The organism is Streptococcus sp. HMSC057G03, assembly GCF_001808745.1.
Classification (GTDB): domain Bacteria; phylum Bacillota; class Bacilli; order Lactobacillales; family Streptococcaceae; genus Streptococcus; species Streptococcus parasanguinis_Z.
This window is the reverse complement of the sequence record NZ_KV794434.1, coordinates 285,839-297,864: the sequence shown is the minus strand read 5'-3', so window position 1 is coordinate 297,864 and position 12,026 is coordinate 285,839. Positions and strand designations below refer to the sequence as shown.

The following is a 12,026-nucleotide window of genomic DNA, read 5'->3' as shown; positions in this document are numbered from 1 at the left end:
CATTTTTTTAATAAAACATAAATTAGTATATGATAACTACTAATACTACTGTACTTCGAGGATTGCCTTTTAGCAATCTTTAAAAGTATAATCAAATTAATTATACTATATTTTAACCAAAAAAGAAAAGCAGCTCTACAGCTACTTCTATTTTTCAAAACACAAAAATTAATTATTCGTCTTCTGACTCTTCACATATTGTCTCATCAACAACTTGGCCATCCATTTAGGCCAGAAGAGTTCATACATGAATAGATCTTCTTTACTACGCGTATTGTCTGCAATGGTTTTTGATGTTTCAGACTCTCCATGGATACGGTGGCACATGAGCTTGTCAGATACATAAGCGAAACGACCTTTATACTCGCTGATCTTATACCATGCGTACCAATCCAAACTCACTCTCATCCCTTCATCAAAATAAAAATTCTTCAAATTTTTACGATTATAGGTGACAGCTGGACAACAAATCGGATTCCCAAAAGCCATCACACGGTTTCGCCAAAAGTGACTAGCAGGAAAAAGATTCATAGTTTTTAACATCAAGGTTTTGATCTTCAGATTTGTATTCGCAGGAATTTTATGGCCATCTTTTTCTTCAAAATAATCAGAATACCCAATCAACACATCTTGATTTTTTTCCATCTTAGCCAAAACTTTCTCAGCATAGTCCGGCTCATAATAATCATCCTGATGGGCGATGGTAGCATACTTCGTCTCTACAAAAGACATGGCATTGTTCCAATCCTTACCAATCCCACCACCTTGCTTGGTGTAAAATGGAATAGCAAAACGCTGACAAAGTTCTTTGATCGAGTTCAGTGGTGTTGAACTATAACAGATAATCTGTGATTGGAGAGTTTGATTCTTCAAGGATTGAATACAAGCTTCCAAGTATTCGCTCTCACCATAAGCACAGATCACCCAAGTATGATTACTGTTCATCATTCTCCTCTTTCGTTTCTACTTGACTTTTTAAAATAGATAATTCTTGAACTAAATGCTTTATCTGTTCTTTTTGTTTTGACAAAGTCATGGTTTGCAAAAATCCAATGACCAACAGGAAAAAAATAGTAAGAGACAATAGAAAATTGGAGGTCAATTCAAATCCAAGTAATTTAGCAAAGTATCCAGGAATAGAATCAAACACTGAAATTACAATCATGACAAGACTGATAACAATCCACATGAATGCTTGTTCAAATAAGATATTATTTTTGTTGATATTTCTAATGACTAAATAAAGGAAAAAGATTGAAGCTATCAACATCACAATAGATAAAACTGACATTATTCACTCTCCTTCATAAAGGCTGCGATAAGAATTGATGAACATACTTCTATCATGTAACGAATAGACTTGATAGGGGTGATGGAGGATACTCCACCTGTACGTTCAAACATATTAGCAGGTTTTTCCACAACCTTATATTTACGTTTCAAAATGTGAACAATAGTTTCTGGTTCAGGATACTTGATTGGATAACGCATAGCGAACTGTTTAATAACAGCTTTATCAGCTAAACGATAGCCCGATGTCGTATCTAAAACTCTTTGTCCAGTTGTCCATTTAATCAGATTAGAAATGACGCTAATACCAAAACGTCGCATAAAAGTCGTCTGAAATTCAGACTTAACATCACCAACAAAACGAGAACCAATTACTAGGTCTGCTTCATTTTTTTGAATTGGTTCTAGCAAATCTGATAAGGATTCAATATCATGCTGACCATCGCCATCAAATTGAACCGCTACATCATAATCATTCTCTAGTGCATATTTATATCCTGTTTGAACCGCACCGCCAATCCCAAGATTCATCACAAGATGAACAGCGTTAAAATGATTCTCTTCCAAAATTTGTTTTGTCTTATCCGTTGATCCGTCATTGATCACAACATAGTCCAAATCAAAATCAACTTTCTTGCGGTAATTCACAATACTTGTTACCGTATCGAAAATACTTTCCTCCTCATTGTAGGCAGGAATTATCATTAAAACTCTCAACTACTTCTCCTTTCCTTTACAGTAAAACTTCGAAAACAGTGGAACTAACCTCAAATGTTCTAAAGTTCTAAAAACCATTACAGAAATAACTGTTTGAATTCGTTCCCCAGTTATCTCAGATGATAATGGTGTTAAATTTGAATCAATATTTTCTTTAGAAACCCATTCTTTAATTCTTCTATATTGATCCATAAATGACGAACTTGAAGCGGCTCTTCCAGAAAAGAGTAAGTACCAAATGTAATATCGTTTTATAAAATAGCGGATATATTTTGAATCGCCAGCAACTTGAAGCAAGTTACTCAGGAAATACACAATATCTATATTCGGATTAAAGCCTCTTTGAGATGTGTTTGAGATACTCTTCTCGTTAAAAAACCAATTATAGCCATTATAATCAATTATTTTAATTTTTTCTGTTAAATTGTAAGCTGATAACGTAAAAATAACATCCTCACCAATTGGATAATCAAAAAACTCAATCTCATTATCAATTAAAAATGAAGTTCGATAGATACGTGCCCAAGGTGCAACTATAATATATTTAGACCATTCAGACTGTGTGAGGTCTTGCTTGAAAAGTGTCTTCAAGTCCTGATTAACACGCTTATAGCCACCAAGAACAATATCTAGTTGTTCTTGATCTATTGCATTATAAAAACGCTCTAAATAATCAGAATCAACAAAGTCATCATTATCAATAAAGACGATATACTCACCCTTAGCGAGGTGAATGCCTTTATTTCTAGTTTTAGCAACTCCCTCGTTTTCCTTATCAATAACCCTGATACAGTCATTTTTAGAAGCATAACTTTTTATAACTTCTATGGTGTTATCTGTAGACCCATCATTCAGAAGAATAATCTCATAATCTGTAAATGTTTGGTTTAAGAGTGAATCTAAGCACTGTTTAATACCCTCTTGAGCATTATATACAGGTATAATTACGGAAACGATTGGATTAGACATATGATCCTTTCTAATTATTTTACTGTTACGCATTAAAACTTTTTATATAATTTCATTAGGTGTGGGAATATCTTAATTGATAAATTCACTCCAAATAATCTAGTTAACAATCCAGTGTATTTAAAGGATTTATTTTTTATTTCATTTGAAAATTTAAGAAGAAATTTATAATCTCTAAGTAAACGTTGAATCTCAGGATGACTAGAATATTGATTAACAAAAGGTAGGATTGAAATATAAGAAATCGCAAAATAAATATTCAATGCATGCTTAACATTAGAACTCAATTTATCAATGTCAGTTAAACCAATTTCAATGCTCTTTAAAATATCAATTACATTTTGCTCTTTAATGATATTGGTAATACTTCCTAAACGATTCTGTCTATATTGATAACAGTCGACATTCAAAATCGAATAAGAAGACATCAATTTTAATAGGTCTGCGCAATATAAACAATCCTCAGATAAAAAGCCAATAGGAAAATCTAAACCTTGTTTAAACAGATTTCTCCTCACACATTTATTCCACGCTGGTGCAGTTAAAACCTCCTTTTTAACTAATTCAGCCAGTTCATCATTGATATCACCTTTATTAGGAATAAAATCGAAACTAACCTTAACACCATTATCTGATTCATAATATTTATTATAAGAAAATACGATGACATCACTTTGATAGTTTTCAATATTTTCCGATAGTGTATGAAGAAATTCTGGATTACTCCAAAAATCATCACCATCAACAAATAATAAATAATCTCCCTTAGATTCTCTTATCCCAGTATTTCTTGCCGAGGATAAGCCACCATTTTCTTGATGAATAGTTCTAACAACTTCATATTTAGATGATAATTCGTCACAAAGTATACTCGTTTGACCATCTGTAGAACCATCATCAACAATAACAACTTCATATTCAGAATTAGGGAAATTTTGATTTGCAAGACTATCTACACATTCTTCTAAATACTCTGCCACATTATAGGCAGCTACCACAATTGAAAATTTCATTTTACTTATTCTTTCTAATAAAAGTGTATGGATTCGTTATAAAATAAATGACTAATGAAGCTACTAACCAAGCTACCATTGAACAAAGAAATGATAGAGAGGCTCCAAAGATTTCAAATTTTGATACTAAGGGTTTAGCAGTTAAAAGAGACACAATATATCCTACAACAAAAGAAATCACCAAATAGCGCTGCTTTCGAAATACTGTTAAAATGTTATCACATACAGTTGAAAATGTACTTGCTATCCCCCCAAGTAGCAATACTATAAAACTTGTTTTATATTGCCCTAGATCTGTCCCATATACAATATTTAAAACTGGAATTGCAAGAAAGATACCTAAAAGAAAAATGAAGGTACACGTACCAAGTAAAATCTTGAAGAGATTATTTTTGTATGTGATAAAATGTGAAATCTTCTTTTCTTCCAAGAAAACCGCGAGTTGGGTAATCATAGGTCTTAGAAACACAATCATCAGATTCATGGCAAAAATAGGGGTAAATAAAATACTGAAATCCCTTTGAACACCATTTCCAATTAGTCCTTGATTAAAAATATCATTCAATGCATATTTAGGTTGGTTATAAATTGAAACCAGCAAAAAAGCATTAATAAACAAAGGCAAACAATCTTTCAATACACTAATGATATCACTAAAATAAACATTAACAGGATTTAATTTATGAAACAGTTTTGAATTAGGGTAATCAAATAAAGCAATAAATACGAATGAACTGATCGTTTGTGAAATGACCGACCACAAAAGATTTTTAGAAATAACTAAAGTTAGAGCAAATACAATTGTTGAGAGGGTATTTCTCAGAAAGAGAGACTTTCCAGCAATATCCAAACGTTCCTTCTGCTGAAATAATCCTTGAAAAACATCTGATAAAGCTTCACTAACTCGGAAAAAAGAGACCCAAAATATGATTCCAACATTTGAATGCGTATTCGGATTAAAAATGAGATACATCACTAAAAGAAGAACCATTGCAATGTTTGAAATGATCCTCGTAACAAAATAGGTATCAAAAGAATACTTTTCTCTGATGTCTGTTGCCTGAAAATCTCTGACCTGAAAACTAGCAACAATAACAAATAGGTTTGCAATTGCATAGGCAAAACTGTAAATATCTGCTGAAGCACTATTCAAGGCGCGTGTAACAATAAAAAGAAGAATAACTGAAACAGCTGCCGAAGACATACTTCCTAAAATATTCCAGAAAAAAACCTTTTGGGGAGTTACATTTTCCAAGTATTACAACTCACTTTCAATCAGTATATTGCCTTTATTATATCATAAACCTTACTAAAAAAAATTATTCAAAAGATAACTCTTAATCCATTTTTTAAATCAATTTATAAGTAACTATTTCATTTATCAAAAATTCTACCTTTAGTTGATTGAGAAAGTTTAGCAACAATATCTAGAAATATTTTTATTCCAAACACTAAAATAAATGTAATTATTAGAGATTGCAAGAATAATAAAAACACAATCAAAGGAAACTTCGGAAATATGTTAGAAAAATCTCCCAATTTTTCAATAATCTTAGGATACCAGTAATTATCTCCGATCACAGACAACAAATAGATCGAGAGCGTGTTATTTGAGATGAAATAAATTATCTTTTGAAGCCAAATTTTTTTTATGTCAATAGGTAGATGTAATACTAAATAATAAATTGAAGAAGATAAAAGTAATATAGGAAGAACTGCAAATTCAACAACTAAACTATTTTCTGACACCCTTGCGATTCCAACTATGCTTAAAACATCAACTATGATGATAGATAAAAACACCATCTTTATATTCCATTTTTTGTTTAACGAAGCAAGAAATATCCCAAGAAAGTAATAAGTAATAGGCCAAATACCCTTCCAATAGTCGGGAACTAGATGTTGAATAATGATGAAATTTTGATTATTGGCTATTAATGAAAATGTAGGTGGTAAAACAGTAAGAATAATCAGAATTAATGTCACTACAGCTTGAACTCTGTGATTTTTTAATGATTTATAACCACTATTTAATAAAGGAATCAAAAGATACAGCCCTATATACATATTTACATACCATGCGTAATGACTGAATGTAACTATATTAACAACTAATTTTTCCAAATACTCTATATTTAAAGCCTTAGTATCAAATAATGTATAAACGGATGCTGTTAAGGCATATGTCCCAAGTACTGGGAGTAACTTCAAAAAATAGGCTTTATTATAGGTTTTATCTTTCATTAAACAACCTGTGACCATGATAAATAACGGAACACAGGTCATAAAAATTATCCAAATAAAAGAAGAATAGAAAATGCTTTTAAAACTGAAAGATCGACCATAATAATTGGTATGAAGAAAAAAATGAACGGATACCACAAACATGACAGCAATACATTTTAAAACATCTATGTTAATATTTCTCTTTTTCATAACGCTCCTTTCAATCAAATGAAAAGATGGCTTACTACCATCTTTTTCACTTTAATTATTTCACTTCTTGTTTGTAAAACTCTTTCAAGGCATCCTTCCAGGTTGGAATAACGAATCCTGTAGCCTTAGCCTTAGCCAAGCTCATCGTTGAGTTCAGTGGACGTTTCGCTTTAGCTGGGAATTGGCTGGAATCCACTGGCTTCACTTCTACATCAGTATCTTTGAGGATTTCAACTGCAAAGTCATACCAAGTTGTATCTTCTTCAGCATCATTTGATAGATGGTAATAACCATATTCTTTACGGTTTTCAGCCAAATAAGTCATAAACTCTGCGAGAGTACGGGTCCAGGTTGGACGACCATGTTGGTCGTTGACGACTGTAAGTGTTTTGTGAGTCTTCGCTAGGTTTTGCATGGTAAAGACGAAGTTTTTACCGTAGTTTCCAAATACCCAAGCAGTACGGATGATATAGAAGTTAGAAACATGTTTCTCAACCAATTCTTCCCCCATACGTTTGGTACGACCGTACTCTGTTTGAGGATCTGGTTGATCGTCTACTTCCCATTCTTGTCCCACTGGTTTTTTACCATCAAAAACATAGTCTGTTGAGATATAAACCAAGGTTGCACCGTGTTTTTCAGACGCTTTTGCTACATTTTCCGTACCAGTCACGTTGATCGCATAGTCCAACTCTTTACCTTCATCTTCCGCAGCATCAACAGCTGTGTAAGCAGCACAGTGGTAGACCAAGGTTGGTTTTACTTCCGCAAATACCTCGTCTACTTTCTCTGCATTTGTGATATCCATTTCAGCTACATCAACAGCTACATATTCTTCATTTCGTTCGTCTAACAAATGGCGAAGTTCTGTTCCAAGTTGCCCATTTGCTCCTGTAATTAAAATCATGTTAAATTCCTTTCAAATGCTTTTTCCCTATCATTATAGCAAAAAAAGCAGAAGTTTTCTGCTTTTTACTCACTTTTCTCTTTGATAACATAGATTGGACGTTTCTTGGTTTCCATAAAAATTTTACCGATATATTTCCCTAAAATCCCAATGGTTAGTAATTGGAACCCTCCTAGGAAAAGAATCACTGTCATGAGGGATGGCCAACCTGAAGTAGGATCTCCAAAGACCAAGGTACGGATCACAATCAGAATCACCATGATAAAGGCCAAGATCCAAGATAACAGTCCACCAATAAAGGCAATATTTAGTGGAGCATCAGAAAAATTGACAATCCCTTCGATCGAGTATTTGAAGAGGGACCAAAAATTCCAAGACGTCTCTCCTGCCACGCGCTCAACATTTTTATATTCCAGGTATTCTGTCTCAAATCCTACCCAAGCAAAAATTCCTTTTGAGAAACGATTGTACTCCGAGAGCTCAAGAATCGCATCGACCATAGGACGACGCATTAAACGAAAATCACGCGCCCCGTCAACCATTTCCACTTGACTAATATGATTGATCAATTTATAAAACATGCGTGCAAAGAAAGAGCGGATCGGTGGTTCCCCATCACGGGTTACGCGTCTCGTTCCGACACAGTCTAAATTCGGCTGTTCCTCCAACTTCTGCATCATTTCGATCAATAACTCCGGAGGGTCCTGCAGATCTACATCCATGACGGTCACGTATTCACCACTTGCACGCTCAAGTCCAGCGTACAGCGCCGCCTCTTTCCCGAAATTTCGAGAAAAAGAAAGATAGTGCACATTTGAATCTGTAACATGTAGTTTTTGAAGAACAGATAGCGTACCATCTGAAGAGCCATCATTTATAAAAATATATTCAAACTTTTCTCCCATCTTCATCCGAACACGTTCCATTTCTCGATAAAACAATGGAATCGATTCTTCTTCGTTAAAACATGGGACTACAACTGATAGTGTCATCTCTTACTCCTTGACTTATTCACTTTCTATTGTAACAAAAAACTCTCGTAAACCCTAGTATTTTTCACCCCGCGCCTCCCCCTTTTCATGGTATAATAGAGTGAATCGATGACGGAAGGACACCTTATGTTAAAGCTGGGAATTATTGGTACGAGTTGGATTTCACATGAATTTATTACAGCTGCTTATCAGACAGGCCACTATCACTTGCAGGCTGTGTATTCGAGAAAAATGAAGACGGCTCAAGAGTTTTGCGAGCCTTATGGAGCGATCTCTTGCTACACGGATTTCATCGACTTCTTAGACAGTGAGCTGGATGTGATCTACATAGCCAGCCCCAATTCTCTTCATTTCGCTCAGGCCAAGCTTGCTATTCTGGCCAAGAAGCATGTCATCATTGAAAAACCCGCTGTGACCAATCCTTCTGAATGGAGGGAACTGGTCAAGCTCGCTAAGGAGCACCAGGTCTATCTCTTTGAAGCTGCCAGAAATTATCAAGAAGCAGCCTTTCAAGTAGTTAAAGACTTCCTCTCTAACCAGGAAATACTAGGCGCTAACTTCACCTTTGCCAAATATTCTTCTAAATTGCCGGCCCTTCTTGCAGGTGAGATGCCCAATATTTTCTCAGATGTCTATGCAGGTGGAGCCTTGATGGATCTGGGAGTCTACTGCCTCTACCTGGCCATTGGCTTCTTTGGAGAACCGATCTCCAGCCACTATACTGCTCAGCAATTACCCAATTCGGTTGATCTCTATGGTCAAGGCGTCTTGATTTATCCAGATTTTCAGGTTGCTATTCAGGCAGGGAAAAATATCACCAGCCATCTACCTGCTGAAATCTACACCAAAACTGGAACACTAACTCTCAATGCTGTAGCATCCTTCAACCAGGCCCGCTTCGTCAGCCATTCTGGGGAAGCCATCGACCTTCCGATCCAGGCCTGCCCACACCAAATGCAAGAAGAGGCGGAAGCCTTTGCCCTTGCCATCGCTCATCAAAAGCCGTCTGCTTATCTTGAGTGGTTACAAACGGCTGAGCAGGTCCATGAAACCCTCTACCAGATGCGTCAGAGCGCTGGAATACAATTTAAGGATGAAAAAGAATGAAAGAACAATTTCCACAAAGCTGGAAAGTCCAGTTAGAAACACTCGGATTTGATACATTCACTGAAATTCAGGAACAGATCTTCTCCCCTATCTATGAAGGAGAAAATGTCCTCGGGATCAGTCCTACCGGTACTGGTAAGACACTCGCCTACCTCTTTCCGAGCTTGCTCAAACTCAAACCGAAGAAGGCCCAACAGCTCTTAATCTTAGCCCCTAATACGGAGTTGGCTGGACAAATTTTTGATGTCACCAAACAATGGGCAGAGCCTCTCGGTCTCCAGACACAACTCTTCCTTTCAGGATCTAGTCAAAAACGGCAAATCGAACGCCTCAAAAAAGGACCCGAAATCCTGGTTGGGACGCCTGGTCGGATCTTTGAACTGATCAAGCTGAAAAAGATCAAAATGATGAATGTGGAAACCATCATTTTAGATGAATTCGACCAATTACTGAGCGATTCTCAGTACCACTTCGTCGACAAGATCAGCCACTATGCTCCCCGCGACCACCAATATATCTATATGAGTGCCACAGCCAAGGTCGATCCAGACCAGCTAGAAGAAAATACCCTTCGCATTACGGTTGATGGAGTTTCTTTGGAAAATATCCAACATTTTTATATGCAAGTGGATAAGCGGGACAAGGTCGAATTGCTCCGCAAACTCGCCTACGTCGAAGATTTTCGTGGTCTGGCTTTTTTCAATAGCCTGTCTGATCTGGGTAGTGCTGAAGAAAAACTACAATACCGTGGTGTTGAGGCCGTATCGCTCGCCAGTGATGTCAATGTCAAATACCGCAAGGTCATTCTGGAACGCTTCAAAGACCATCAGCTGACCCTCTTGCTGGCCACCGATTTGGTCGCTCGTGGAATCGATATTGAACATCTTGAGTGTGTGATTAACTACGATATTCCTCGTGATGTGGAGACCTATACCCACCGTGCCGGTCGAACAGGACGAATGGGGCGTGATGGCTATGTGATCACCTTTATCACCCACCCAGAAGAACTCAAAGCCTTGAAAAAATACGCTTCTGTCCGTGAACTGGTTTTAAAAAATTCCGAACTCTTTTTAAATGAATAAGAAAATCCTCTGCTAGTGAATGAACTGCAGAGGATTTTTATGTTAATTTCCATTGTAATAGATGCGATGGCTTTCAAGTTGATAATCCAACAACTCATCCACCGTTACAAAGGTATAGCCTTGTGATTTGAGGTAGTCAAGGACGGTCGGTAGAGCGTCAATCGTGGTTTGATGGATATCATGCATGAGGATAATCGAACCCGGTTTGACTTCTTTTTTCACTTCATTGAGAATGGCCGTCGTATTATGTGTCTTCCAATCTAGACTATCCACATCCCACATGATGAAGGATTGGTCGACACCGTATTGGATGGCGTTATTGATGGCTCCATATGGAGGACGGGTAATCTTGGTTTGGACGCCTGTCGCTTTTTGAATTGCTTCTTGGGTATCCAAAATCTCTTTTTTAGCATTATCCAAGCTCAATTTTGGTAATTGAGGGTGATCCCAGGTATGGTTCCCGATTTGATGACCTTCTTTGCGGACTTGTTTAGCAATATCCGGATTCGCACTGACATTTTTTCCGACCATAAAGAAGGTAGCTTTGGCATTGTATTTCTTTAAGATGGCCAGCGCCTGAGGAGTCGTGGTTGGATCTGGTCCATCATCAAAGGTCAGAGCAATCATCTTACGGTGGCGTTCTTCTATATAGGATTCGTAAGAAGCTAGATCATCAGGAAGCAAGCGTTCTGTATCAATCACATCATAGAATTTAGACAAGGGAACAGTGAAGGTATCGTCTCCCTTAACCTTGGTTGGAAATGGAATGGTGAAATTTCCTTTTTCATATTGGAATTCCCATTGGCTCAAATCCAACTCTGAGAAGTGGGCAACCATTTGATCAATGCTTTCCTCGTCCAACTGACGAAAGGCTAGATTCCCTCGTAATTCCTCCAAAAAGATCTGCTTGGCTCCATCTGGATCCGCAAAGACCTGGCTGAGGGTCAGAGGATTGTTCTCATCATCCAAGTAAAAGAGGGGCAACTTCACCGTCTCATCTTTGATGAATTTCCCTTTTTTGTACTGGTATTCAGACCGCTTAATCTGGATCGGGTGATAGCCAACAAAAGGCCCTTCTGCTTCTTCACTATGGTAGAAGGTCAAATGCTTTGGCTCTTTGATTTTCTCATCGGATCCTAGACGCTGAAGGTCTTCTTGGATCTTCTCTTTCACAATCTCAACAGGCTGTCCATCCTTAGTAGGATAATAAGCCGTCACATAAGAAGTTCCTAAAATCCCTTCCTGAACTTGAACATCTTTCCCTTTTTCAGAGCTTTTCTCAAGTTGGGTAACCTTAGCAAACTGATCCTGATAGGCTTTTTGTTCACGAACCCTTTGAATCTTTTGATAGCCGATATACAAAAGACTCAGAAAAAGGAGATTTATAATGATTAATAAAATAGTTTTCGTGTGTTTGAATCTCATAACTTTATTATAGCAAATTTCTCTCGAAAAAACATTCCTTTTTTGTAAATGGTTTCATAAAAAAGAGAGAGTGGGACAGAAATCGGTA

General features: G+C 36.7%; 12 protein-coding genes. 2 read left to right on the top strand and 10 right to left on the bottom strand.

The genetic code is table 11. The annotated features are described in order from the left end of the window. Positions 1 to 168: 168 nt before the first annotated feature. The 9 genes from HMPREF2686_RS09815 to HMPREF2686_RS09775 form a co-directional block, all read right to left on the bottom strand. Entirely contained in the window at positions 169 to 945 is a 777-nt protein-coding gene (locus HMPREF2686_RS09815; protein WP_049506539.1) for a glycosyltransferase family 2 protein, read from the bottom strand. Then, the gene (locus tag HMPREF2686_RS09810) at positions 935 to 1,291 is read right to left on the bottom strand and encodes a DUF2304 domain-containing protein (RefSeq protein ID WP_070450533.1); all 357 of its coding nucleotides are present in this window, start codon (positions 1,289 to 1,291) and stop codon (positions 935 to 937) included. Before HMPREF2686_RS09810 ends, HMPREF2686_RS09815 begins: the two co-directional genes overlap by 11 nt. Further along, positions 1,291 to 2,007, bottom strand: a complete 717-nt coding sequence (locus tag HMPREF2686_RS09805) for a glycosyltransferase family 2 protein (RefSeq protein WP_070450529.1) — start codon at positions 2,005 to 2,007, stop codon at positions 1,291 to 1,293. The genes HMPREF2686_RS09810 and HMPREF2686_RS09805 overlap by 1 nt, the downstream gene beginning before the upstream one ends. Next, the gene (locus HMPREF2686_RS09800; protein ID WP_070450581.1) at positions 2,008 to 2,976 is read right to left on the bottom strand and encodes a glycosyltransferase family 2 protein; all 969 of its coding nucleotides are present in this window, start codon (positions 2,974 to 2,976) and stop codon (positions 2,008 to 2,010) included. It abuts the gene before it with no gap. Positions 2,977 to 3,008: 32 nt separating this feature from the next. Further along, entirely contained in the window at positions 3,009 to 3,989 is a 981-nt protein-coding gene (locus tag HMPREF2686_RS09795; RefSeq protein WP_024054794.1) for a glycosyltransferase family 2 protein, read from the bottom strand. 1 nt (position 3,990) lies between these two features. Then, positions 3,991 to 5,244 carry an MATE family efflux transporter gene (locus tag HMPREF2686_RS09790; protein WP_021152991.1) on the bottom strand — a complete coding sequence of 418 codons (1,254 nt, stop codon included), beginning with the start codon at positions 5,242 to 5,244 and terminating at the stop codon, positions 3,991 to 3,993. A gap of 119 nt (positions 5,245 to 5,363) precedes the next feature. Further along, entirely contained in the window at positions 5,364 to 6,425 is a 1,062-nt protein-coding gene (locus HMPREF2686_RS09785; RefSeq protein WP_021152990.1) for an acyltransferase family protein, read from the bottom strand. 55 nt (positions 6,426 to 6,480) lie between these two features. Further along, a complete protein-coding gene (gene rfbD, locus HMPREF2686_RS09780; protein ID WP_021152989.1) occupies positions 6,481 to 7,332 on the bottom strand; it encodes a dTDP-4-dehydrorhamnose reductase in 852 nt (283 codons plus the stop codon). Positions 7,333 to 7,397: 65 nt separating this feature from the next. Further along, on the bottom strand, positions 7,398 to 8,324 hold the full coding sequence (locus HMPREF2686_RS09775) for a glycosyltransferase family 2 protein (RefSeq protein ID WP_021152988.1): 927 nt from the start codon (positions 8,322 to 8,324) through the stop codon (positions 7,398 to 7,400). A gap of 126 nt (positions 8,325 to 8,450) precedes the next feature. On the opposite strand from HMPREF2686_RS09775, the gene HMPREF2686_RS09770 reads away from it, so the two are divergent. Both HMPREF2686_RS09770 and HMPREF2686_RS09765 read left to right on the top strand, forming a co-directional pair. After that, on the top strand, positions 8,451 to 9,431 hold the full coding sequence (locus HMPREF2686_RS09770; RefSeq protein WP_021152987.1) for a Gfo/Idh/MocA family protein: 981 nt from the start codon (positions 8,451 to 8,453) through the stop codon (positions 9,429 to 9,431). After that, positions 9,428 to 10,513, top strand: a complete 1,086-nt coding sequence (locus tag HMPREF2686_RS09765) for a DEAD/DEAH box helicase (RefSeq protein ID WP_049506541.1) — start codon at positions 9,428 to 9,430, stop codon at positions 10,511 to 10,513. Before HMPREF2686_RS09770 ends, HMPREF2686_RS09765 begins: the two co-directional genes overlap by 4 nt. Positions 10,514 to 10,555: 42 nt before the next feature. On the opposite strand, the gene HMPREF2686_RS09760 is transcribed toward HMPREF2686_RS09765, so the two are convergent. After that, the gene (locus HMPREF2686_RS09760; protein WP_049506542.1) at positions 10,556 to 11,938 is read right to left on the bottom strand and encodes a polysaccharide deacetylase family protein; all 1,383 of its coding nucleotides are present in this window, start codon (positions 11,936 to 11,938) and stop codon (positions 10,556 to 10,558) included. Positions 11,939 to 12,026: the final 88 nt, after the last annotated feature.

Coding starts and splice junctions, on each gene's coding strand:
- HMPREF2686_RS09815 (WP_049506539.1), bottom strand. CDS start 945: ATGAACAGTAATCATACTTGGGTGATCTGTGCTTATGGTGAGAGCGAA.
- HMPREF2686_RS09810 (WP_070450533.1), bottom strand. CDS start 1,291: ATGTCAGTTTTATCTATTGTGATGTTGATAGCTTCAATCTTTTTCCTT.
- HMPREF2686_RS09800 (WP_070450581.1), bottom strand. CDS start 2,976: ATGTCTAATCCAATCGTTTCCGTAATTATACCTGTATATAATGCTCAA.
- HMPREF2686_RS09795 (WP_024054794.1), bottom strand. CDS start 3,989: ATGAAATTTTCAATTGTGGTAGCTGCCTATAATGTGGCAGAGTATTTA.
- HMPREF2686_RS09785 (WP_021152990.1), bottom strand. CDS start 6,425: ATGAAAAAGAGAAATATTAACATAGATGTTTTAAAATGTATTGCTGTC.
- rfbD (WP_021152989.1), bottom strand. CDS start 7,332: ATGATTTTAATTACAGGAGCAAATGGGCAACTTGGAACAGAACTTCGC.
- HMPREF2686_RS09775 (WP_021152988.1), bottom strand. CDS start 8,324: ATGACACTATCAGTTGTAGTCCCATGTTTTAACGAAGAAGAATCGATT.
- HMPREF2686_RS09770 (WP_021152987.1), top strand. CDS start 8,451: ATGTTAAAGCTGGGAATTATTGGTACGAGTTGGATTTCACATGAATTT.
- HMPREF2686_RS09765 (WP_049506541.1), top strand. CDS start 9,428: ATGAAAGAACAATTTCCACAAAGCTGGAAAGTCCAGTTAGAAACACTC.
- HMPREF2686_RS09760 (WP_049506542.1), bottom strand. CDS start 11,938: ATGAGATTCAAACACACGAAAACTATTTTATTAATCATTATAAATCTC.